This window comes from Solibacillus sp. FSL W8-0372, from assembly GCF_037969735.1.
In the GTDB taxonomy this organism is placed as follows: domain Bacteria; phylum Bacillota; class Bacilli; order Bacillales_A; family Planococcaceae; genus Solibacillus; species Solibacillus faecavium.
On sequence record NZ_CP150204.1, the window covers coordinates 3,878,623 to 3,902,239 of the forward strand.

Annotated in this window: 21 protein-coding genes; 5 read left to right on the forward strand and 16 right to left on the reverse strand. The window is 36.1% G+C overall.

What is annotated here, in order from left to right; translation table 11 throughout:
* Positions 1-535: 535 nt before the first annotated feature.
* Both MKY13_RS19825 and MKY13_RS19830 read right to left on the reverse strand, forming a co-directional pair.
* Positions 536-2,209 (reverse strand): sodium:solute symporter family protein, encoded by a 1,674-nt coding sequence (locus MKY13_RS19825; RefSeq protein WP_191701084.1) that lies wholly within the window; start codon positions 2,207-2,209, stop codon positions 536-538.
* Positions 2,210-2,226: 17 nt separating this feature from the next.
* Complete coding sequence (locus tag MKY13_RS19830; RefSeq protein WP_339214582.1) at positions 2,227-2,529, reverse strand: sodium/substrate symporter small subunit; 303 nt, start codon at positions 2,527-2,529, stop codon at positions 2,227-2,229.
* 620 nt (positions 2,530-3,149) lie between these two features.
* Between MKY13_RS19830 and MKY13_RS19835 the strand changes: the two genes are divergently transcribed.
* Positions 3,150-3,296, forward strand: coding sequence for a hypothetical protein (locus MKY13_RS19835; RefSeq protein WP_191701192.1), 147 nt, complete (start codon positions 3,150-3,152; stop codon positions 3,294-3,296).
* A gap of 205 nt (positions 3,297-3,501) precedes the next feature.
* Positions 3,502-4,665 carry a GGDEF domain-containing protein gene (locus MKY13_RS19840; protein ID WP_339214584.1) on the forward strand — a complete coding sequence of 388 codons (1,164 nt, stop codon included), beginning with the start codon at positions 3,502-3,504 and terminating at the stop codon, positions 4,663-4,665.
* 171 nt (positions 4,666-4,836) lie between these two features.
* Here the strand turns inward: MKY13_RS19840 and rlmH are convergent, their stop codons facing one another.
* The 14 genes from rlmH to MKY13_RS19910 all read right to left on the reverse strand — a co-directional run bounded on the left by rlmH (position 4,837) and on the right by MKY13_RS19910 (position 20,882).
* Positions 4,837-5,316, reverse strand: coding sequence for a 23S rRNA (pseudouridine(1915)-N(3))-methyltransferase RlmH (gene rlmH, locus MKY13_RS19845; protein ID WP_191701081.1), 480 nt, complete (start codon positions 5,314-5,316; stop codon positions 4,837-4,839).
* A gap of 90 nt (positions 5,317-5,406) precedes the next feature.
* Complete coding sequence (locus tag MKY13_RS19850; RefSeq protein WP_191701185.1) at positions 5,407-5,571, reverse strand: CxxH/CxxC protein; 165 nt, start codon at positions 5,569-5,571, stop codon at positions 5,407-5,409.
* A gap of 163 nt (positions 5,572-5,734) precedes the next feature.
* Entirely contained in the window at positions 5,735-7,033 is a 1,299-nt protein-coding gene (locus tag MKY13_RS19855; protein ID WP_191701080.1) for a trypsin-like peptidase domain-containing protein, read from the reverse strand.
* 137 nt (positions 7,034-7,170) lie between these two features.
* Positions 7,171-7,959 (reverse strand): MBL fold metallo-hydrolase, encoded by a 789-nt coding sequence (locus MKY13_RS19860; protein WP_339214587.1) that lies wholly within the window; start codon positions 7,957-7,959, stop codon positions 7,171-7,173.
* Positions 7,960-7,971: 12 nt separating this feature from the next.
* Positions 7,972-8,805, reverse strand: a complete 834-nt coding sequence (gene yycI, locus MKY13_RS19865; RefSeq protein WP_191701078.1) for a two-component system regulatory protein YycI — start codon at positions 8,803-8,805, stop codon at positions 7,972-7,974.
* Positions 8,792-10,126, reverse strand: coding sequence for a two-component system activity regulator YycH (gene yycH / locus MKY13_RS19870; protein WP_191701077.1), 1,335 nt, complete (start codon positions 10,124-10,126; stop codon positions 8,792-8,794). Before yycH ends, yycI begins: the two co-directional genes overlap by 14 nt.
* The gene (walK, locus tag MKY13_RS19875; protein WP_191701076.1) at positions 10,123-11,958 is read right to left on the reverse strand and encodes a cell wall metabolism sensor histidine kinase WalK; all 1,836 of its coding nucleotides are present in this window, start codon (positions 11,956-11,958) and stop codon (positions 10,123-10,125) included. The genes yycH and walK overlap by 4 nt, the downstream gene beginning before the upstream one ends.
* Positions 11,959-11,963: 5 nt before the next feature.
* Positions 11,964-12,674 carry a response regulator YycF gene (gene yycF, locus MKY13_RS19880; RefSeq protein ID WP_191701184.1) on the reverse strand — a complete coding sequence of 237 codons (711 nt, stop codon included), beginning with the start codon at positions 12,672-12,674 and terminating at the stop codon, positions 11,964-11,966.
* Between the two features lie 233 nt (positions 12,675-12,907).
* Positions 12,908-14,377, reverse strand: a complete 1,470-nt coding sequence (locus tag MKY13_RS19885; protein WP_191701075.1) for a M23 family metallopeptidase — start codon at positions 14,375-14,377, stop codon at positions 12,908-12,910.
* 287 nt (positions 14,378-14,664) lie between these two features.
* Entirely contained in the window at positions 14,665-15,951 is a 1,287-nt protein-coding gene (locus tag MKY13_RS19890) for an adenylosuccinate synthase (RefSeq protein ID WP_191701074.1), read from the reverse strand.
* Between the two features lie 182 nt (positions 15,952-16,133).
* Positions 16,134-17,486, reverse strand: coding sequence for a replicative DNA helicase (gene dnaB, locus MKY13_RS19895; protein WP_191701073.1), 1,353 nt, complete (start codon positions 17,484-17,486; stop codon positions 16,134-16,136).
* A gap of 12 nt (positions 17,487-17,498) precedes the next feature.
* A complete protein-coding gene (gene rplI / locus MKY13_RS19900; protein WP_191701072.1) occupies positions 17,499-17,945 on the reverse strand; it encodes a 50S ribosomal protein L9 in 447 nt (148 codons plus the stop codon).
* On the reverse strand, positions 17,942-19,921 hold the full coding sequence (locus MKY13_RS19905; protein ID WP_191701071.1) for a DHH family phosphoesterase: 1,980 nt from the start codon (positions 19,919-19,921) through the stop codon (positions 17,942-17,944). The genes rplI and MKY13_RS19905 overlap by 4 nt, the downstream gene beginning before the upstream one ends.
* Positions 19,922-19,934: 13 nt before the next feature.
* Positions 19,935-20,882, reverse strand: coding sequence for a YybS family protein (locus tag MKY13_RS19910; RefSeq protein ID WP_191701070.1), 948 nt, complete (start codon positions 20,880-20,882; stop codon positions 19,935-19,937).
* A 480-nt stretch (positions 20,883-21,362) separates the two neighbouring features.
* On the opposite strand from MKY13_RS19910, the gene MKY13_RS19915 reads away from it, so the two are divergent.
* The 3 genes from MKY13_RS19915 to rbsD are packed head-to-tail and all read left to right on the forward strand — an operon-like array spanning position 21,363 to position 23,610.
* Complete coding sequence (locus tag MKY13_RS19915; RefSeq protein ID WP_191701069.1) at positions 21,363-22,349, forward strand: LacI family DNA-binding transcriptional regulator; 987 nt, start codon at positions 21,363-21,365, stop codon at positions 22,347-22,349.
* Positions 22,346-23,224, forward strand: coding sequence for a ribokinase (gene rbsK / locus MKY13_RS19920; RefSeq protein WP_339214592.1), 879 nt, complete (start codon positions 22,346-22,348; stop codon positions 23,222-23,224). Before MKY13_RS19915 ends, rbsK begins: the two co-directional genes overlap by 4 nt.
* Positions 23,221-23,610 (forward strand): D-ribose pyranase, encoded by a 390-nt coding sequence (rbsD, locus tag MKY13_RS19925; protein WP_339214594.1) that lies wholly within the window; start codon positions 23,221-23,223, stop codon positions 23,608-23,610. The genes rbsK and rbsD overlap by 4 nt, the downstream gene beginning before the upstream one ends.
* The last annotated feature ends 7 nt before the right edge of the window (positions 23,611-23,617 follow it).

Sequence of the window (23,617 nt, forward strand, 5' to 3'; positions counted from 1 at the left end):
CTATTTTTAAAGTAGGGGAAATTATAAAATTTGGCAAGTTATTCTATATAAACCATCGAAATTCTAGAAGAAACATTTCTTACATTTCATTAAAACAAACTACTGTTTTCACTAATAAGTTTATACACAGAATACATAATTATTTAAGATTTCACTGATAACTATGCTATATTGAATAAGTAGAAAAACACTAATACTTGTTGACATCGAATAATGGTAATTTAAGATTGCGAAATCAGCATTATTGGGTGCCAAACCCATTAGAGTTCTTCAGGAACAAAGAATTCTACCGCAGCATCTCCTTGTGAGATGCTGCCTTTTTTGTTTCCTTTAGAAAAGGATTTTACTTAAGTAAATTGTGTAATTTAATTAAAGGAACACTTGCATGACAATACGATGCTTCTAGTTTTCTCAGCCATAAGGTAGAGGCCATCCTATCCTTTAATGAGGAATAAAAAGATGCCAAAACGTCTATTTAACAACGTTTTGGCATCTTTTTAGTTTAGTCATTCTGTAAGTGGAATAATTCCCCCACTTAATTTACATCTTTTATTGAGCCGTCATTTAAATAAACTTCACCGTCTTTATACGTCATTTGTTCAGGATAACGTAGGTTTATAACCGCATCCTGAAGTTCTTGTGAAGGTGGACGCGTTGAGAGTGACACAATGATATTAGTAGCGAAGGCAGCTATTGCTCCGAAAACACCCGCACCTGTATCGATAATTCCTAATATCGTAAATCCGCCATACTTCGCACTAAAAATGTAAACAAGTGTCACAGTTAAACCGACAAGCATACCAGCCATAGTTCCTTTTGCATTCGCTCGTTTCCACCAGACGCCCAATACAAGTGCTGGGAAGAAAGTGCCGGTAGCAAGCGCAAATGCCCATGCGACAATTTGTGTAATGGCACCAGGTGGATTTAATGCAATAATTCCAGCTAGTAATGTTGCAACGACAATAGAAATACGACCTACAAGTAAACGTTTTTGTTCAGAGGCTTGAGGATTGATGATACGATAATAAATATCATGTGCAAAAGACGAAGAAATTGAGATCATCAAGCCACCAGCAGTAGATAACGCAGCCGCCATTGCACCTGCAGCCACTAATCCAATAACAAATACACCTAGATTTGCGATTTCAGGGGTAGCCATTACGACAATGTCATTAGCGATTTTAAGTTCAAGCCACTGAAGAATGCCATCACCATTCGTATCGACTATCCCTAGTTTTCCTGTATCAATCCATGATTGAGTCCAGGCCGGTAACTCCGCAATCTTATTACCAGCGATTTCCGTCATTAAAATGAAACGGGCAAAGGCTGCATAAGCTGGTGCACTAAAATATAAAAGTCCGATAAACACTAGTGCCCATGCACCTGACCAACGCGCTGCCTTCATAGTCCCTACCGTATAAAAACGGACAATAACATGGGGAAGTCCGGCTGTACCACACATTAATGTGAACATGAGCGCTAAAAATTGCCACTTTGTTCCATTTGTAAATGGCGCAAAGTATTCCGAGATTCCGAGCTCTCGGTCAAGTTCGCCCATTTTTGTTACAATTTCACCATAGGAAATCCAAGGTAAAGGATTACTCGTTAATTGTAATGACATAAAAATAACTGGTACTAAGTAAGCAATAATTAAAATAATGTATTGTGCTACTTGTGTCCAAGTAATACCTTTCATCCCACCAAATGCTGCATAAAAGGCAATTAACACAACGCCGATCATTGTTCCTAATTTTGCATCTATTTCAAAAAGGCGTCCGATTACTACACCAGAACCTGATAGCTGTCCAATGGAATACGTGAAGCTTATTATTATTGTACATATAGCCGCTATTATTAGTGCTGCCTTACTATTAAAACGGTCTCCGATAAATTCAGGTACAGTAAAGCGCCCAAATTTACGGAGTTGCGGCGCAAGTAATATCGTTAAGAATAAATATCCGCCAGTCCATCCCATAATATAAGCTAAGCCATCATAGCCAAGTAACATGATCGTTCCGGCCATTCCGATAAAGGATGCAGCACTCATCCAGTCTGCTCCGATTGCCATCCCATTAAAAATAGGAGGAACTCCACGGCCAGCAACATAGAAATCAGATGTTTGCTTAGCAGTATTAAATACTGCAATCCAAATATACAAAGCGAATGTACACAATATAATTACCAGTGACACTAAAAATTGACTATCCATTATTCAGCCCCCTTCCATTAGTGATCTATCATTTTTTTTGCGCCTATTTCTTTATTACGTTCATCATCAATTCCATACTTTTTATCAATTTTGTCACCGACAATCGCATTTACAAACAGTAAAACAATGAAAGTAAACAATGCTCCAATTGCTCCCATAAAATAATGGAATGGGAATCCTAAAAATTGAATTTCAGTTAATGAGTCTGCAAACGCTACCACGACATAAGACACAAGAAACCAGATAGCAAAGTAAATGAGCATGTACGTATTTTTCTCACGGAAATAAGCATCAGCAACTTTTTGATCAACCTTTTTCATTCGGACCACCTTTCTTCATAAATTTATCTCAGATCAAAAATGAATTGAAGCGTTTCCATTAAAGGAAGCGGGACCAACAGTACTTTGACTACCATTAAAATAACTAGTGCAACTACAGGAAAAGTAAGTGCAATAAAACGTTTCTTTATTAGTGCATAGGTAAGGCAGCAAATAGTAAATAAAATAAAAAACAGCAGCAACTAAACACCTCCTATAATCTCAACGTTTTCTAATATATGTTGGAAATGACCCGGATAAAACGAATATGAAGTAAAAAACTCCTAGACAATTTGCTCAAAAAAAAGAAAAGGATTACTTAAGGCAAGTATCTAAGTAACTATAAAAAAATAAAAACCGCCTAAAACGATGACAAATCAACGTCTTAGGTGGTACTTTTAAAAACTTCACTTAATTATGATAAATGCGCATTATTATTTATCCTTAATTCCTCTTATATGTACTTAAAAAAAGAAATAACGCTACCTGGTAAGCTGCCAATCCATTTACAGTTATTTTTTAAATTTAATAACCATTAAAAATCAAGAATAAAATTAACCGTTCTGAACAAATTAATTTTGACTCTGTCGCATAGCTTTGACTCATAAAATGGAGGTGAACGATTGATGGCTAAGAAAAGTAAAACAACTTTTACAAAAAGAAAAAAGCCGAAAAAAGATATTAATCATCGTGAAGAGTATTCCAAAGAGTTTAACCAAGTGATTCATAATAATCCTCCACAAGAAGTGACAAAGCACAGAGGCATATAAGAAAAGCTTTAGTCCAGTTCGACTTAGAACTTGGACTAAAGCTTTTCTCATAAAAAATACGCTTCACCGTAACTAATGTAAGCGTAGTTATAAATTGCAGTTATATTTAATCCAACATAGACATTTGGAAAGTGAACTTGCTAGACTACACTTCCACCTTTATACTACAATCAATTTAAAATAAATCAAATAAAGGTATAAAACAGTGAATTTATTTCTCCCATCTCAAATAATCATACTAACGCTTAGTATAGGCTATTTAATAACACTATTATTGATAATCGCCTATGAGCATAAACAATTAACAAAACGTATTAAATATTCCTTTCTCCTCGCAAAATTTATTCAAATTATCGCCTGGATAGGTTTAGGATATGGTGAAGGAGCTTATAAAAGTTTCTTTTTAGGTTTTTCTAATTCCTTACTTTTTATTTCTTATACATTAGAAATCATCGCATTCCTAACCTTAAAAAATATGCTTCATAATGTTGAAAAACGCTTACTTTACTTCTTTATGGTTGTTAGTATAATCGGATTTAATTTAATTATTATTATTAATGATACGACGGCTTTACGCATTATCTTTTATTCAGTTGTAAATGCTGTTATTTACCTTTTTATGTACCGGATGGTTTTCTCAAAAGGTGCAACGGCTCTTATGAAATTAATTGGAAGTCTCTATTTAATAGTTTCTTTCGCATCTGTCATACGCGCCGTAATAACAGCTATATCGTCAGTTCCCACCAGCTTTTATATTCCAGGGACATTTCAATGGACCGTGGTACTAGCAATTTATATTTTCTCAAATTTAGGGACAATCGGCTTTATTCTTTTAATGAAAGAAGAAGTGGATCGAGATTTATATCACTTCGCAAATTTTGATGATTTAACAGGTGTCCTTAATCGGCGTTCCTTTAGCACCGAAACAGAAAATAAATTAAGGTACTATGCTAAAAAAAGAGAAAGTATAACTTATGTTTTATTTGATGTCGACCATTTTAAATCTATTAATGACACATACGGACACCTTATTGGAGATAAAGTTCTTCAAAATCTCACAACAATCATCAAGCCATTTTTACAAACTAATGATTTATTTGGTCGTTATGGTGGTGATGAATTTGCTCTCCTTCTAGTAGACAAAAATGAACAGGAAGCAACCGAAATAATCAAACAAATCAATCAGTCAATAAAACCTTTAATTGTGGGTGAGTTAGTAGTGCACTATACAATAAGTATGGGTGGCATTACAATTGCTCCATCTAACGATACATGCTTAGAAGATGTCTACATAAGCTGCGATAAAGCACTTTATACGGCTAAAAGAAATGGTAGAAACATTTTCGTAAAAGGAAAATTGGAAAGTTAACTTTGACAGTAAAGGAAATACATATAATTTACGTATCTATGATATGACCGTGCTTTATATTATTTATATTTATAAAGGCCGATTTTCTATATAACGAAAATCGGCCTTAGTTTTTGCTTCTTTTTTGAATTTGTAATTTAAATATTAAATTAGGACACGTTAATCCCGCACTTACTTATGATACGGTTCTCCCTTAATAATTCTAAAACTACGATAAATCTGTTCTACTAATACGAGCTTCATTAACTGATGAGGTAACGTCATTTTTCCAAAACACAGCTTTTCGTCTGCTCGTTTTAATACATCGGCGTGCAGCCCCAATGAACCGCCAATAACAAAGGCAACTTTACTTTTTCCGTATGTCATGAGAGATTCTAAATCAGCGGCCATTTCTTCACTTGTTTTCATTTTACCATCTAAAGCGAGCGCAATAACATATGTACCCTCATTAATTTTTGCTAGGATGCGCTCACCTTCTTTACGTTTCACAATTTCCATATCGGCTTCACTCAACTGTTCAGGTGCCTTTTCGTCCGGAACCTCTACTAAATCAATCTTTGCATATCCGCCTAAACGCTTCACGTATTCTTCGATACCTAACTTCAAATATTTTTCTTTAAGTTTACCTACTGAAACGATTGTTATATTCACAACTTATCCACCTTTACATTCCATTTACAAACAAGTTATTCACAAAAGTTATACACATATCCACAACTAAAACCTATATATGGTGTAAAGTTATTTACTTGATACTATATATGTTGCTTGCTCTTCACAGTAAGAACAAGTTGTTGATAACTTTTCATCTTCTGTTAAAAAGTCCATCGTTGGAAATTGTTCTGTCTCAGCTACCAGCATATCTAAAGCGTGATCTATATGGGTTTCGCAGCTATATTTTTTCATTTTTAATCCTTCTTTCTTTTCTGAAATTTCTAGAAACTTATTCACAATTTTTAAATGTTATCCACAATCCATTGTAACAAACAAAAATCGGGTAGAAAAGAAAAGCCTTTTTCTTCTCTACCCATTGTGTATAAAATAGTTCTAATATTTAGTTATCCACAATTTATAATTGTGCATTCTCTACTAATTCCAATTGTGCTTCAACTATTTTTCCTTCACGGTACACTTTAATTTGCAATGTATCCCCAATTGCCTTCTCATTATATAAATGCTTTCGTAGCTGAATCGAATTCTCGATTTTTTGTCCATCCATTTCCACAATGACGTCATATTGCTGTAAACCTGCTTTATCTGCAGCAGATCCGCGCACAACTTGTGAAATGACAACACCGTTCGTTACCTCTTCAGGTAATTGTAATGTCTGCTGCTGGTAATAAGCCGGAACCTCTGTCAAATCAACTAATGAAATACCCATTGTTGGGCGTTGAACTTCTCCATGCTTCTCTAACTGTTCGATAATAGGTATTGCCGAATTAATCGGAATAGCAAAACCTAAACCTTCTACAGAAGATTGCGCAATTTTCATCGAATTTATGCCTATTAAATCACCGGCAATATTAATTAAAGCACCGCCGGAATTCCCTTGGTTAATTGCTGCATCTGTTTGTAATACTTCAGTCGACCAATCTTCTACACCATCTTCATTTAAATCAACTGGTACAGACCGATCCTTCCCTGAAATAACACCCGTTGTTACCGACCCATAGAATTCTAAGCCTAATGGGTTCCCGATTGCAATAACTGTTTCACCTTGTTTTAATATGTCGGAATCACCAAATTGCGCCACTGTCTCAATTCCTTCACTCGGAATAGAAATAATTGCTAAGTCTGTCCAAATATCTGAGCCAACAAGCTGTGCTTCAACTTTTTCGCCATCTTCCAACGTTACTTCAATTTGTTCTGCAGCTTCTACTACGTGATGATTCGTAACAATAAAAGCAAAGTCCTTTTCTACTTTATAAACAATACCTGAGCCACTCCCTACAGCTTGTTCAGTCCCGGTACTTTGATTCCAGAAATTTGGTGCAACTTTTTGGATATTTGTTATCCCTACTACAGCGCTCGATACTTTTTCTACTGCATTCGTAACATCAGTCGTTACTTCCGTTGCAGTTTGATTAATTGTTGAGTTTGATGATTCACTTGAAATAGAGTTTATTTCGTTTGAACCTGGCAACTGATTAGCAAGAGACGGTAAAAGTAACCATAATAATAAAGCACCTACAACAACACCGCTCAGTCCCGATATAAAGTAGCCTAATTTACTGCCGCTTTTATTACCTTTGTTTTTTAGGCGCAGCTGTCTTTCTTCCTCTTCTCTTTTTAAACGAGCCTCAAGCTCTGTAATATGGTTGTTTTGGCTATCCTTTTTTTCATTTTCATCTTCAGGAAAATAACCCATGATGTTCATCCTTTCATTACTTTTCTTATTCATAGCATACACATTTAACATTAAAATTAGATGAAAATTACTTAAAACCTCCTTAAAAAAAAGATGTGTTGAAAGTATAGACTTTCAACACATCCCTTTACCCATATTTATACCATCACAAGCTTGGTAGGTTCGTTTGCATCTGTATCATGTAAATGCAAATACTCCCCCGTTATAATTCCGCAAGACTGCAACGTTTGTTCGACACTCATACGAGCTAAATCTTTCATATTATTGTCTTTACTTAAGTGGGCTAAATAAATTTGCGTCTGCTTTTCTGCTACGACATCTGCCATTGCTACTGCAGCATCTTCATTTGAAACGTGACCGACATCAGATAAGATACGTCGTTTAATGCTCCAAGGGTATTTACCCATTTGCAGCATACTCACATCATGATTACTTTCAAATACATACGCATCTGCTGCTGAGATATATCCTTTCATCCGATCACTTACATAGCCCGTATCTGTAATGACAACAAGCTTACGGCCATTATCATGGAATGTATAGAACATTGGATCCGCGGCATCATGCGACACGGCAAACGATTGAATATCAAGACTGCCAAATGTTTTTACTGTTTCCATATCAAAATCGAAGCATAAATCTGTTGGAATTGTACCAACTAAACCATCCATTGCCGTCCATGTTTTTGCATTTGCATATACTGGTATATTATATTTACGTGCAATAACTCCAAGACCTTTAATATGATCACTATGCTCATGCGTTACTAAAATACCTGATAAATTTTTCATATCACGATCTATATTAGCAAACAGTTGCTCCATCTTTTTCCCGCTTAAGCCTACATCGACTAAAAATGAATGATTATCATTTTCTACGTAGACCGCGTTTCCTGTACTGCCACTTGCTAAAACGCTAAATCGCATTGTTAAAACTCCCTACTCTTCCATATCCTCTGTCTGCTCGACGATTTCGGATAAATCATTTTGTATTTCCACAATATTACCTTGTACTGCATCTACAAAATGTATTTCTTGTGTACCGTCAGCTAACTTCACACGCACTTCCCATGTCGGGGCAAAAACCTGTGTTTGTGTTAATTGAACATTTGTGGAATAACCAAGATTCATCTCTAAAATTTGAGAATCTGGTTTTAATAAATTTTTACCATATAAAATCTGCAAAACTTGTATCGACGTTAATAAATTTTGTTGCTTATCTACTTTCTCGTGTTTTTCAAGCATAGTTTGTTCATACGCATACACACGATTTTCTTCATCCCAATAAATTTTTACATAACCGCGCACATTGTAATACAGTGTTAAGTTATTTACCTTTTGGAAAAATGTCGCCTCTCTTTTTTCCTCATTAACATCCCATAATACATAGGCATTTCCTTCATGAACATGGCCATTAACAAATTCAACATATGGATTACGGCCACCGCTTTCCTGCAACTTTACGGGCTTTTCCATCGTAACGATTAGCTTATTTTCATTTTCAATTTGTGTTATCTGATTTGGAAAAAACGGTATTTCTTCTGGTAAGAATTTTTTGATTTCACCAGAATAGTAAGCTGCATTTTCATTGTTATTAGGAAGCGCAATATACGTAATATTATCATCTTTCAAACGTGCTTCAATTTTTGTCGTTTCTCCTAAAACTTCCATTAATTGCCCTTCGTTATAGCTTTCTAGATATTGCGTATACAAAAAGAGATTTAAGATTAAAAACACCCATATAAAAATAGATTTCGTTCTACTCCAATCCATCTGTAATCCCCCCTGTACGCTCGGGCGAAATCTGTTTAAACACATTGTTCGAAATGATAAACCAACTAGGTTCTAAAACGAAGGCTTCATTTTGCGTGAAATGGTAACCAACAACGATTTCATCAATATCTTTAAATGAATATTCCTTTGTATTTCGAAGGTATTCAATTACCTGCTCACCAGAAATCAATTCTTTTTGTTCTCGTTCTCTATTAATTTCATTTGCAGTTGCGATAGTATAAAATGGTCGGCGATAACGGAAAATACGATTCTCTCCCCATGTTGTGGAAATGCGGGAAGTCGTCATATTACTATAAATCGGCAATCCGTGTAAAAACAGTTGATAATCTACTATATGCTTACCTATATTCATGGAAGAGAATCGATAATCCGCTGTAAACCCTCCATGATCATTAATATAATTAAAGCTATCGCTTAATAATTTGGAGGATTTAATTGGCGCAATACTTTCTGCAAGTGGGTATACATAATTAAGAATACGATTCTTTGTATCCACTGTCATAAACGATGTATTATCTGTATATCTTACCGATTGTTCACTTTCCTTATTTGGCTTTACAATCTTGGGATCTGTAAAAACGATTGATTTAAATAAACTTTCACTAATATAATCGACTAAATACGTATAGCGTGTCGATTGTATTGGGTTTTGAGAGACGTATAGTGAAAGTAATGAATCTCTTTCCACCTCAACGTAAGGACTATAATCCTCTGCAGGCTTAACTACCTCTGCTAAAAATCTATCTGTATTTCTTAAATTTGTATATCCTCTAAATAATAAGCGCTTTTCTGTATTTAAAAAGAGAAGCTCCAATTGATTGTTTGTTTCTACAGTGGACCAGTCTAAAATTAAACGATTAAAGCTTGATTCAGGTAAATCCTTATCGTTGTTAAAGGATAAAAGGTTGGTAAAGACTTGAAACGGTATCTCCTCATTGAAAAACATCGTGATCCGATTATTTGCTCTTATAACTTCATTCATTCTTTCATCTGATAGCTTTTCATTGCTATTAATCAATTCCAACTCATTCGTTTGCCATGTTGGAAAATAGCTGTAAATTTCATTCAACACGCTTGGTGATACTGTACCGAAAAATTGGCCATTTTGCCGGTACAGTAATCGATAAGGCTTTAATACATCTTTCAATTCTTTTTGCTCTCCGACCATAACTTCCTCAATTTGTGTTTCTTCTATTAACCCATATTCGGGCCTATAGTTCCAAATAAGAAGCGTAAAAATAATACTAAGTAAAACGAGGAATGTTAACAAAATAGATTTTACTTGTTCAACATATTTCATTCCCAATCCTCCGCTTCATCTAATTCGTATGGTAGAGTGAAGAATATCGTAGTACCTTGACCTTCCTCACTTTCTGCCCAAATTTTTCCGCCATGTGCTTCAATCATTTCACGAGCAATTGCAAGTCCTAAACCTGTTCCACCCATAGAACGTGCTCGGGCACGGTCTACACGATAGAAGCGATCAAAAATTTTCGTCACATTTTCTTTCGGAATCCCCATTCCATCATCTGAAATCATGACACGCAGCATATTACCATGAACTGTAAAGCCAAAACGAATATTGCCACCGTCCGGGGAATACTTTAATGCATTTGAAATAATATTATCAATTACCTGTGTGAGCTTATCGGTATCAATATCAACAAAATAGCTTTTCTCTGGAAGCAAACGAATAAATTCAACATTTTGTGATTTCGACATTTCAAAGCGATCAATTATTTGAGTGAAAAATTTATTGAATTCTACAAACCCTAAATTCAAGTCATACTCTTGGCTATCCATTTTAGATAGTTGTAATAAATCATTTACTAGACGAATCATACGCTCTGTTTCTGTCTGAGTTACATTTAAAAACGTCGGCGCAATATTTTCATCGCGCCAAGCACCTTCTGCCAATGCTTCTAAATAACTGCGCATTGTAGTAAGTGGTGTCCGTAGCTCGTGCGATACGTTCGCAACAAATTCTCTGCGTTCCATATCAATTTTCTCTTGTTCAGTAATATCATGCAGTACGGTAATTAAACCATTTACAAAGCCCGTTTCCTTTTGAATTACAGAGAAATTAGCTCGTAAAATGTACCGCGCTTCACTCATACTAAAATCAAGATTCACTGGATCTTTCATATGAATTAAATCTTCAAAACTATATTCCTGATCTAATCCCAATACAGAGGCAATCGGACGATTTAACGTAGATTCTCTTGTTTCATGAAGTAGATCCAAAGCAGGCTCATTAATTAATATAATTTTCCCTTTGCGATCTGTTGCGATAACCCCATCTGTCATATTACTAAGAACGCTTGCCAATTTTCGGCGTTCAGCCTCTGTCGTAGACTGCGCTTCTTGTAGACGGTTAGTCAAATGGTTAAAAGCAATTGCTAACTGACCAATCTCATCTGTGCCATATACTCGCACTTTTCGAGCGTAATTCCCTTTTGACATCGCTTGCGCCTGTTTTCGCATATCGGAAATGGGCCTTGTAATCGTTCGTGCTACCAGTATTCCTAAAATGATGGTAATTACGAGAGACATCGCAATACCCGCAGCAAAAATACGGTTAATTTCATTTAATTGTTCATATACTTTTTGAATATTTGATTGGACATAAATGGCCCCTATAATTTCCCCATTCGGGCCAACTGATTCGCTAATGGGTGTTGCAAGTATCCAGACTCGTTGTCCTGTATCTCGATCCAATGAAATATTATCCCATAACGTTTCGGCAGATATCGCTTTTCGTATAATTTCTTCATTTGCCCGCTGACCTATAAGTGCCTGACTATTGTTATCAGAAGTAGCTAGAATTCGTCCACGTCTATTAACGATATGAATTTTGTTAATATCTTCAGTAGAAAATTCCTGTAAAATTGTATTTAACCTCTCCTCTATTGAGGGTGTTGTATCATCCGGCTCTTTAATCATTTCTTCACGAATACTATAGTGGACAAGCTCGATCCTTTGACGAATGGAATCCTGGAAATTTGATTTCAAATTCGTCTCAAGCTGCTTTGAAAAATAAATACCAATAATTTGGAGCGCAATAATAATTAAAAGTACATAGATTAATACAAGCTTTACATGAATTGACTTAAAAAAGCTTACTTTTTGCATGCAGTCTACTCCTGTTCAGGATTTCGTAAATAATAACCGACACCTCGTCTTGTCACAATCCATAAAGGATGACTAGGATTATCTTCAATTTTTTCCCGCAGACGGCGAATTGTCACGTCTACTGTACGTACATCTCCAAAGTAATCATATCCCCAAACCGTTTGCAGCAAGTGTTCACGTGTCATTACTTGGCCAATATGTTTTGCTAAATAGTGTAATAATTCAAATTCACGATGGGTCAACTCAATGGAGTCTTCACGCTTTAACACTAAATATGCATCAGGCTGAATTGTCAATGAACCTACAACAATATCATTCGATTCAGCTGTTGCTTCTTCTACTTGAGCAGGGACATTTAATCGACGCATATTTGCCTTCACACGTGCGATTAGTTCACGCGTACTAAATGGTTTCGTAACGTAATCATCTGCACCCATTTCAAGACCTAATACTTTATCAATCTCCGAGCCTTTTGCTGTTAGCATAATAATAGGGAAATCATATTTTTTACGGACTTCACGACATACTTCCATCCCATCACGCTTTGGAAGCATAATATCCAACAGCATTAAATCTGGTTGCTCTTCTTCTACTCTTTGTAGTGCTTCGTCTCCATCGTATGCACAAATTACACGATAGCCTTCTTTAATTAAGTTAAATTGTAGAATATCTGCAATTGGTTTTTCATCATCTACAACTAAAATTGTTTTATCCATCATCTATATACCTCTTTCCTAATAAATTCTATATGAAATGAAAAGTAATTTTTATAATTTACTATCATTACTCTATCACGCTTTACGATTTGATGCATTATACAGATGTTTCCCATAGATTATTTTCCAGGAAATATTTTTTAATTTTTTTCGAATTTTAGTTCTAAAATATAAAATTACTGTATATTGAAAAAAGTGTGCTAAAAGACAAAGCTTTTAACACACCTCCCAGATTAATTTAAATATGATAATGGATTTACTTCTGAACCATTTTTGTGAATTTCGAAATGTAAATGCGTTCCTGTTGAACGACCTGTTGAACCCATTTGTCCAAGTGCCGACCCTTGTTCTACTACTTGTCCAACTGATACGTCAATACGTGATAAGTGAGCGTATAGTGATTCAAAACCATTATTATGGTCGATTACAACATAGTTTCCATAAGTTGAATGACTGCCAGCTGTTTTAATAACCCCATTATCTGATGCTTTGATTGTATAATTGGATGGTCGCGCAATATCGATTCCATAATGATAGCGTCCCCAACGATGTCCCATATTACTTGAAACATAACCTCCAACTGCTGGCCAAGCAAATGTCCCTGTCCCAACAGAAGGAATTACCTTCGTTCCTACAACGACTATACGATTTTCAGGTTCTACTAATATATTTTCTACAGATTGAAGTCGCTCTGTTCGTACACCATTTTCTTCTGAAATTAAATAAGTAACTTCTTTTTTACCTTTTTTACCTTCTTGCTTAACAAGCTTTTCACCTTTTAACATTGTTGGATCTTCTTCAACAATTTTGGCGAAATCAATTTCTTCAATTTTTTTCTTCTCATATACTGCCTTCACAGTAACAAATGGTTTTTCTACTGTTACATTTAATTCTTGACCAATCTGAAGTACTGTATTTTCTTTAAGAGAAGGATTTAAATTTAGTAATTGTGCCGTTGTTAAATCATGTGCAGATGCTATGGAGCCCAACACATCCCCAGATTTTACAGTATAGGTTTCTTGTTCTATTGAACCTGTTTGTAATAACTGAACCGCCTCTGAAACAGAAACAATTTCTTCAGGCTTTGCTAAATCTTCCTGTCCCGTAATCGGAGCTGATAAGGCAACATCGATTAAACGTGTTTCATCTTTTTTTAATTCGGGTAATGAATCATTAGTTGAGTTATTTTTTAATTTATTCAATTGATATTGAGTAATATACTGAAGCTTTAATCCGTCAATTACAGCTTCAAAATCTGCTTTATCCTTCAATGAAGCAACGACTGTTTCTTCTACTTGTAATGAGTAAGCTTGTGCTTGAACAGTCAATGCTTCTTGAAGGTTTTTTATCGTTTCTTCTTCATTTGCATCTACTGTAAACACTTGCTCTGGAATAATTTTAACTTCGGCACTAGCATCGACCTTTAAGTCTTCATACTTTTTACTAGCCTCTAGTTCTTTATTTAGTACAACCTCTTCTACTGTTGCTTCATCTGCAACAGATCCAACATATGTATCAGCTACATAAACGTGGAAAATTTTAGCGAATTGTTCTTTATCTGTTTCATTCGCGAAACCTAGATTGAATGTCACCGTAGAAACGAGTAACGCAAAAATTGCAGCCATTTTTAGTTTTCCATTATGACGATTCATTAGACTTTGTTTTAAATTGCCCAAGCCTAACTTGTTTCCTTTTGAACTCATGATAAAGCTCCTTCCAACTATGTCTAATCTATATTTTTTAGTCCATCTATTTATTTTCAAGCGTTAAAACACACTTTGATACTGTATCATATTTCTCATACCAAATGAACTACTTCAATATTTTTGTAATGAAATTGTATTATTATCTAAAAAATTGTTACATTCTAATTAATTGAGCTATTTTATATTGCTTCGTACCTTTTTATTCTTTTTAACTCTTTAATAGCATAGAAAAAGGAGTATCAAAAGCCTAATGACTTTTAATACCCCTCTAAAGCGCACTTCTATTATTCCCAGATACCGTTTACAATATTAGTTTGTTCACGAGCAGGACCAACTGAAAATGTTGTTAATGGGATTCCTGTAAGTTCTACAATACGATTAATATAGTTACGTGCATTTTCCGGCAAATCTTCCATTGTACGGACACCCGTTACATCTTCTGACCATCCAGGTAACTCTTCATATACTGGCTTACATTGTTTAATTATTTCAAGGTTAGCCGGGTACTCTGTAATTTGCTCTCCATTATACTCATATGCTGTGCAAATTTTTACTGTTTCTAAGCCTGACAATACATCGATGGAGTTTAATGCTAAGTCAGTAATTCCTGACACGCGGCGTGAATGGCGAACAACTACCGCGTCAAACCAACCAACACGGCGTGGACGACCTGTCGTTGTACCATATTCACGGCCCACTTCACGAATTTGTTGACCAATTTCATCGTGTAGTTCTGATGGGAACGGACCATCTCCCACTCGGGATGTATAAGCTTTACATACACCTACTACGCGTTCTACTGCAGTAGGACCTACACCTGATCCAATCGCAATGCCTCCTGCAACAGGATTTGATGAAGTTACGAAAGGATATGTCCCCTGATCAACATCAAGCATAATTCCTTGAGCTCCTTCAAATAACACCTTGCCACCTTCATCAATTACATCATTCAACACTTTTGAAGTATCCGTTACATATTGGGCAATTTCTTGACCATACGCGTAATACTCTTCAAATATATCTTCAAAATTTAAGCCTTCTACTTCATAGAATTTCGTAAATAGGCGGTTTTTTAAATTTAAGTTTTCGCGTAACTTCTTCTCAAAAGTTGGCCTATCCAATAAATCAGCCATACGTATGCCGATTCGAGCTACTTTATCCTGATAGCATGGTCCAATTCCTTTTGCCGTTGTACCAATCTTCTCATCACCACGACTCGCTTCTTCTACGATATCTTGATGAATATGGTATGGCAAAATTACATGCGCACGATTTGAAATTCTCAAATTTGATGTATCAATACCTCTTGCCTGTAAACCTTTCAATTCGGTTACGATAGACTTTGGATTAATAACAACCCCATTGCCGATTACCGACAATTTATCAGAATAAAATATCCCAGATGGAATTAAGTGAAGCTTATACGTTTCTTCGCCAATTTTTATTGTATGTCCTGCATTATCGCCACCTGCAAAGCGAGCTATTGCATCTGCCTTTTTAGAAAGGAAATCTGTAATTTTACCTTTTCCTTCGTCTCCCCATTGTGTACCTACTACAACTACCGCTGTCATATACGAGCACCTCCGACGAATTGAATCCTTAAGAAGTATTAAGTATCCTATTCAGTTTAATAAAACTTACTTTTTATTCCTTAATGATGAAGCATGAACATTTTAACAATTTCGAAACATAAAAGTCAATAAAAAACACGAACGTACACATGTCGATTATGTGAAACGTTCGTGTTTAATGTCTATTCCTCGCGTGGTGGAGGGGTAAATTCTAAATTTAAAAATTTATTGTATTCTTTCCGGAATGCTAAACTTACTGTACCTGTTGGACCATTACGTTGTTTCGCGATAATAATCTCGATAATATCCTTACTTTCCGATTCTTTATCGTAATAATCATCACGGTATAAAAACGCTACAATATCCGCATCTTGCTCAATCGAACCCGATTCACGTAAGTCACTCATCATCGGACGCTTATCCTGACGTTGTTCTACACCACGTGATAGCTGTGATAGCGCAATAACTGGAACTTTTAATTCACGCGCTAAACCTTTTAACGAACGTGAAATTTCGGATACTTCTTGTTGACGGTTCTCGCCAGGCTTACCACTACCTAAAATTAGCTGTAAGTAGTCGATTAAAATCATTCCTAATCCATTCTCTTTTGCTAATCGTCTGCACTTGGCACGAATATCCGCCATCCGAACACCTGGTGAATCATCAATATAAATTCCCGAATTCGATAAACTTCCCATCGCCATCGTCAACTTACCCCAGTCCTCATTTTGCAAATCCCCTGTACGTAGGCGTTGTGCATCAATATTGCCTTCCGCACATAACATACGCATGACAAGTTGATCGGCACCCATCTCAAGAGAGAAAATCGCGACATTTTCACGCGCCTTTACGGCAACACTTTGTGCAACATTTAATGCAAAGGCTGTTTTACCAACCGATGGACGAGCTGCCACGATAATTAAATCATTGCGTTGGAAACCAGCAGTCATTTTATCTAAGTCACGGAAACCGGTTGGAATACCTGTCACGTCTCCGGCACGTGATTGGAGCTGTTCAATATTATCGAATGTCTGAACTAATACATCTTTTACGTGCTTAAAGTCTCCCGCATTTTTTCGGTTTGAAACTTCAAGCATTTTTTTCTCAGCTTCTGCTAAGAGCACTTCTACTTCATCTTCACGCGTATATCCATCATCCGCAATCTTAGAAGCAACGCGAATAAGGCGACGTAATATCGCCTTTTCTTCTACAATCTTTGCGTAATGTGCAATATTGGCAGCTGTCGGTACTGCATTTGCTAGTTCCGTTATATAGCTTAAGCCACCTATATCCTCTAGCTCTTTTTTCGCTGATAATTCTTCTGTAACAGTTACAACATCAATCGCTTTCCCCTGATCGCTTAAATTCAGCATCGTTTGGAAAATCTTCTGATGTGCAATATGATAAAAATCATCTGCAATAACAATTTCAGATGCTGTTATAAGAGCTTGTGGATCAAGGAAAACTGCGCCAATAACCGATTGTTCGGCTTCATTATTATGCGGCGGAACGCGGTCCATCATGGATTCGTTCATTGTTGTCGCTCCTTATTCTTCAATTACATGTACTTTTAACGTTGCCTTTACATCTTGATGTAACTTAACAGGAACATTTGTAAAGCCTAATGAACGGATTCCATCATTGCAATCCATTTTACGCTTATCTACTTTAAAGCCATGCTTTTTTTGAAGTGCATCTGCAATTTGCTTTGTAGAAACTGAACCAAATAAACGTCCACCTTCACCTGATTTTGCCTTTATTTCTACTGTAATAGCCTCTAACTGTTCTTTTAGATCTTTCGCTGCTTGTAGTTCCGCAGCTGCATTTTTTTCTTCTAAACGCTTTTGACCTTGAATTTCGCTCAATGCTTGATTATTTGCTTCTTTCGCATAACCATTTTTAATTAAAAAGTTACGAGCATAACCTTCAGCAACTTCTTTAATTTCACCTTTTTTACCTTTGCCTTTTACATCTTTTAAAAATACTACTTTCATGATTCCTTGCTCCCTTCGACTATTTCGCTAATAGCTTCAATTAAATGATTTTTTACTTCTTCAATAGTTTCTGCCTTCATCTGTGTAGCAGCATTGGTTAAGTGCCCGCCGCCGCCAAGCTTTTCCATTACAAGCTGTACATTGATGTCTCCTAAAGAACGTGCACTAATGCCAATTAATCCATCATTGCGATGTGCAATAACAAAAGAGGCACCCACATCTTTCATAGTCAGTAAAATATCCGCAGTTTGGGCGATTAATACTGAATCATATACTTTAGTTTCCTCACCATGCGCGACTGCAATGCCTGTATAAGGGAATTGAACTGTCTGAATAATTTTTGATCGCTCGACATATGTTCCTACATCTTCTTTTAGCAATCGTTGAATTAAAACCGTATCTGCTCCAAATGTACGTAAATAGGAAGCAGCTTCAAATGTACGCGCACCTGTTCTAAGTGTAAAGCTCTTTGTATCAACTATAATTCCAGACAATAATGCTGTTGCTTCAAGAGGCAGTAATTTTTCGTTTTGCGGTTGATATTCCAACAGTTCTGTAACAAGTTCTGCAGTAGAGGAAGCATATGGCTCCATATACACCAACGTTGGACTATTATTAATAAATTCCTCACCACGACGATGATGGTCAATGACAACAACCTTATCCGTTCTACTTAATAACCGGCTATCAATTACCATACTTGGCTTATGTGTGTCCACAATGACTACGAGAGATTTTGGTGTTATTTTCGATAAAGCTTCGTCAGGTGTTATAAAACGATTGTAAAAATCCGTTTTTTGCTCCAATTCGGTCATCAAACGGCTTACACTGCCGCGCACTTCATCAAAATTTACGATTACAAATCCTTCAATTCCATTCATTGCGACCATTTTACGTACGCCGACACAAGCCCCTATTGAGTCCATGTCTGGATGTTTATGTCCCATTACAAATACTTGATCACTATCTTGTATTAAATCACTAAGTGCATGCGAAATTACACGGGCACGTACCCTCGTTCGCTTTTCAACAGGGTTTGTTTTCCCACCATAAAAGCGAATTTTACCATTTGATTGTTTGATAGCCACTTGGTCACCGCCGCGTCCTAACACTAAATCTAGACCTGACTGTGCTAATTGGCCAAGCTCCACTAATGATTGAGAGCCTGCTCCAATCCCAATACTTAAAGTTAATGACAGGTTCTTCTGCATCATCGTTCGCTCACGTATTACATCTAATATAGAAAACCGCTTTTGCTCAAGCTCTGCTAATATCGATTCATTTAATACGGCCATAAAACGATCGGATGCTATTCTTTTTACGAAAATACCATAATGCGCGGCCCATTCATTCACAATAGAAGTCATCATTGTGTTTGTTACACTTCTCGCTTGGTCATCCATACCTGATGTAAGCTCATCATAATTATCAATAAATAGTATTGCCAACACGGTACGATCTGCCAAGTACTGCTTTTCTATCTGAACTTGTTTTGTAACATCAAAGAAGTAAAATAACTTTTCATCTTCTTTATAATAAATATGATATTTTCGGTCATGTATCGCCACAACCGTTTCATTCTTCTGTTCTTCATTTATAAGTATAGGTAACTCATCTGAAATCGTATCCAATTCAACTCCGACTAATGATTCTTGCTGCAATACCCGAAGCATAAATGGGTTTGCCCATTCCACAGTAAAGTCATCATTTAATAATACAATTCCGAATGGCATTTCAAGAAATGCCTCTTTTCCCACATCTTCCATCCGATAGGAAAGTGCTTCTATATGTTGCTCTGTATCTTTGTACGTCAATGCTTCAATCTTTAACGTATAGTAGGCAACTCCTAAATACACGATTATAAATGCGACCCCAATCCATACATTCCATATCATCATAAGGATAGCTGCCACTACACCTAGTAAAAACAATACTACTAGTGGATATCGAATTGGTCTTTTACGAAAATTGCCCATTTCAATCAGCTCCTCACTTTTGACTCTTTTCCCGAATGTAATCTCTTGCGTTAAAGCCTAAATCGATAATACCAATTAATATAACAAAAGAATAAAGTGGAATGGCAACAATTGTACTTAATACTTTTATAAATTTAGGATAACCAAATGCATCGATAGCAAAATGGATAAAAGAAATACCTTGTAATGTTAGCAATATCCATAAAATCATTGAAATATTTAACATGATAATGGCCAATGAAGAGTTTTGTTCAGGCTGAACAAATAAATTAATGGATAAAGCAATGAGATAATACCATAGGACCGATCTTGGTAAGCGTAACTCACTAAACTTCCCAAACCTTGGTACATCTACTTTCAATCGCTTTAGAATCGGTAAGTTAACAGTGATAATAATGAAGGACACAAACAGCATTGCCAATGTAATGGATGCAGGTAGAGTCATTTCTAACATATTCAGCATATTGTTCATATTATCCATTACTTCTTTTGGTGTTGCCTGTCCTGTCAGCTTCTCCGTCATTTTTATCGATTCAATATAGCTTGTCTTCATGAGTTCCATCGAATCACGGATAAAATCCACTTCAAACAAACGTAATGATATGAGATATTGAATCGCAAATGTTACGAGTAAAACAGTGCTCGTAGATATAAACATAAATACTTTGCTTTTTTTATTGTAAATAGCATCCCCAATTGCCACACCGGCCGCTGCAAAAATCAGTGAAGCGGGTATTAGCAGTAAACCGCCAATAAAAAAAGTGACGATTACAGCAATTATTGCAACTAAAAATGATGACCTTCGATCGTAATTGGCGCTATACCAAATCATCGGTAAAGGAGCTATGACGGCTGCAATAATATTCGCCATAGGAATATAAAATACGATAGCCATCAGCACAGTAAAAATAGCTATCATCATAGCACCATGTGCTAACTTTCTTGTTTGATTAATTTGCATGGAGAACCTTCCTTATCTGTTGTTGGTAAGACGCTATGGTGCATGTATCTTACAGAGCTTTGCTACCATCTTTTATCGATGTTTCGACTTGTCTACTTTCAACTTTTCTCACCTTTCCATTGTACCATTTTTGAATGACCAAACAAACTAACGGTTACGATAAGAGGTACGAATTAGTCGATATATAATACATTCAACTTCGCTCTCGTGTAATAGGCTGGATGATTTCCTACCATTTATAGGAGTAGATTGGGTTTTTACCTTATTATTCAAGTAACGAAAACTCCAAACAAAGTAATAGTATGTCATTTTAAATATTTTAGTATAGCTTAATATGGAGTATTTTTCTTTTGAATAACTAAATTCTATGTTTTAAAAGCTATTTTTCTGTCTTTTATGTCCTTTATTTCGTTGACATTTTGTATTGTATAGCATATATTATGTAACCGGTAACATATTTCATTTTATGGGGGCGTAGTGATGGTTAACATTAAAGATGTTGCAAAGATTGCGAATCTTTCTGTGGCGACAGTATCACGCTACCTAAACCAAAATGGTTATGTAAGTAAAAGATCCTCAGAACGTATTGAACAAGCCATTCAAGAGCTTGATTATAAGCCAAGCAGTGTTGCACGTTCATTAAGTAAAAAACAATCAAATATAATTGGTCTAATTGTGCCAGATATAAAAAATCCCTATTTTCCAGAGTTAGCTCGTGCTGTTGAAGACATGGCCTGGAATTATGGTTATACAGTAGTTCTTTGTAATTCAGACGAGCAAAAGGATAAAGAATTGTTATATATCGAGCGGTTATCACAAACATATGTTGCAGGTTTAATTGTGACAACAAGTTTAATGGATCCCTCTGTTTACATGTCCATCAATACACCAATTGTTGCACTTGACCGGATCATTGATGTAGCAATACCTACTGTGACGACTGATAACCGAAAAGGAGCCAAGCTTGGGACTGAATATTTGCTCACAAATGGTGCGGAAAATTTATTATGTATACGTGGTCCACAAGGTTTAAAAACCGCAGACGATCGCCTTTTAGGATTTCTTGAAGTTATTGATAAACAAGGAGTAGATCCAATTGTGGTAACAACATCATTCGATTTTAAAGAAGCTGCTACGGTGATTGAACAGGCTTTAGTTATACACCCTCATATTGATGGTATTTTTGCGAGCAGTGATACATTAGCGATTGCTGCACTTCATATTGCACACAAACTAGGAAAGCGTGTACCGGAAGAACTGCAAATTGTAGGCTTTGATGGAATCTCGCTAGGTGAGATGGTATCACCTGCTTTAACAACAGTTGGTCAGGACTTATATAAAATGGGTGCTGCTGCTGCAACCATGTTAATTGAGCAAATTGAAGGCAAAGAAATGAAACAAACGATATTGAATATAGATGCACAATTAATTGTACGTGGTACGACGAGAAAGGAAGCTGCAAAATGATAACGGTAATAGGAAGTATCAATATGGACCTAGTCGTTCAAATGGAGGTATTTCCAAAACAAGGAGAGACCGTTTTAGGAAATCTATTTACAACGGTTCCAGGCGGTAAAGGTGCAAACCAGGCTGTAGCTGCTGCGCGCTTAGGCAGTCAAGTTAAAATGTTAGGTGCTGTTGGCTCAGATAGTTTCGGTACGGAACTTCGTGCGAATCTAAATGAAGAAAATATAAATACTAGCTTAGTTATGAATACAAATGGGGCAACAGGCATCGCCAATATTTTACTTTATGAATCAGATAATCGTATTGTCGTTGTACCAGGTGCCAATTCTAAAGTAACCCCAGAGGTGATTGCTTCTGCTAAAACTGTTATTGAAAACAGTCAGTTAGTTGTAATGCAGCTTGAAATCCCAGTAGAAACGATTGAATACAGCTTGAAATTATGTAAAGAGCTTCAAGTGCCAGTACTATTTAACCCTGCTCCAGCAGCAAACTTCGATATAGAATGGATGCCATATATAAAGTACTTAACACCAAATGAAACTGAGTGTGCTCTATTATTTGGAAATGATGTAGAAGCAGCATTAGAGAAATATCCAAATCAATTAATTGTGACATTAGGCGATAATGGTGCGCGCTACTTTGATGGTGAAAAACATGTACATGTAAAAGGATACAAAACGATAGCTGTTGATACAACAGGTGCCGGGGATACATTTAACGGTGCATTCGCGCATGCTGTTACAAATGGACAATCAATTGAAGAAGCAGTATTTTTCGCAAATATTGCAGCCTCATTATCCGTTGAAAAATTTGGCGCTCAAGGTGGTATGCCAAAATTAGAGGAAGTGGTTGCTCGAAAGGAAGGCACAAAATGAAAAAACAAGGCATTTTAAACCGTGAATTAGCAGGTATATTTGCACGTTTAGGTCATACAGATAAAATTGTCATTGCAGATTGTGGCTTACCGATTCCAGAAGGTGTCACATGTATAGATTTAGCTTATAAATTAGGGGAACCCGGATTTAATGCTATTTTAGAAACTGTGTTACAAGATTTAGAGGTAGAACATAGTTACTTAGCTGAAGAAATTAAAGTGGCAAACGAAACAATTCATTCATTTATTTTGAAAAATGTGGAACCGGTTACATATTTAACACATGAGCAATTCAAACAGATGTCAAGCGAAGCAAAAGTCATTATTCGCACTGGTGAAATGACGCCATACGCTAACATCATGCTGCAAAGTGGCGTAATTTTTTAAGGTAGGT

Bases quoted from the DNA above. Each gene is read 5' to 3' on its own strand.
- MKY13_RS19885 (WP_191701075.1), bottom strand. From the start codon at position 14,377: ATGAGTTCAAAAGGAAACAAGTTAGGCTTGGGCAATTTAAAACAAAGT.
- MKY13_RS19915 (WP_191701069.1), top strand. From the start codon at position 21,363: ATGGTTAACATTAAAGATGTTGCAAAGATTGCGAATCTTTCTGTGGCG.
- rplI (WP_191701072.1), bottom strand. From the start codon at position 17,945: ATGAAAGTAGTATTTTTAAAAGATGTAAAAGGCAAAGGTAAAAAAGGT.
- MKY13_RS19890 (WP_191701074.1), bottom strand. From the start codon at position 15,951: ATGACAGCGGTAGTTGTAGTAGGTACACAATGGGGAGACGAAGGAAAA.
- rbsD (WP_339214594.1), top strand. From the start codon at position 23,221: ATGAAAAAACAAGGCATTTTAAACCGTGAATTAGCAGGTATATTTGCA.
- MKY13_RS19850 (WP_191701185.1), bottom strand. From the start codon at position 5,571: ATGAAAAAATATAGCTGCGAAACCCATATAGATCACGCTTTAGATATG.
- dnaB (WP_191701073.1), bottom strand. From the start codon at position 17,486: ATGAACGAATCCATGATGGACCGCGTTCCGCCGCATAATAATGAAGCC.
- rbsK (WP_339214592.1), top strand. From the start codon at position 22,346: ATGATAACGGTAATAGGAAGTATCAATATGGACCTAGTCGTTCAAATG.
- MKY13_RS19860 (WP_339214587.1), bottom strand. From the start codon at position 7,959: ATGCGATTTAGCGTTTTAGCAAGTGGCAGTACAGGAAACGCGGTCTAC.
- yycH (WP_191701077.1), bottom strand. From the start codon at position 10,126: ATGAAATATGTTGAACAAGTAAAATCTATTTTGTTAACATTCCTCGTT.
- walK (WP_191701076.1), bottom strand. From the start codon at position 11,958: ATGCAAAAAGTAAGCTTTTTTAAGTCAATTCATGTAAAGCTTGTATTA.
- yycI (WP_191701078.1), bottom strand. From the start codon at position 8,805: ATGGATTGGAGTAGAACGAAATCTATTTTTATATGGGTGTTTTTAATC.
- MKY13_RS19830 (WP_339214582.1), bottom strand. From the start codon at position 2,529: ATGAAAAAGGTTGATCAAAAAGTTGCTGATGCTTATTTCCGTGAGAAA.
- yycF (WP_191701184.1), bottom strand. From the start codon at position 12,674: ATGGATAAAACAATTTTAGTTGTAGATGATGAAAAACCAATTGCAGAT.
- MKY13_RS19855 (WP_191701080.1), bottom strand. From the start codon at position 7,033: ATGGGTTATTTTCCTGAAGATGAAAATGAAAAAAAGGATAGCCAAAAC.
- MKY13_RS19910 (WP_191701070.1), bottom strand. From the start codon at position 20,882: ATGCAAATTAATCAAACAAGAAAGTTAGCACATGGTGCTATGATGATA.
- MKY13_RS19905 (WP_191701071.1), bottom strand. From the start codon at position 19,921: ATGGGCAATTTTCGTAAAAGACCAATTCGATATCCACTAGTAGTATTG.
- MKY13_RS19825 (WP_191701084.1), bottom strand. From the start codon at position 2,209: ATGGATAGTCAATTTTTAGTGTCACTGGTAATTATATTGTGTACATTC.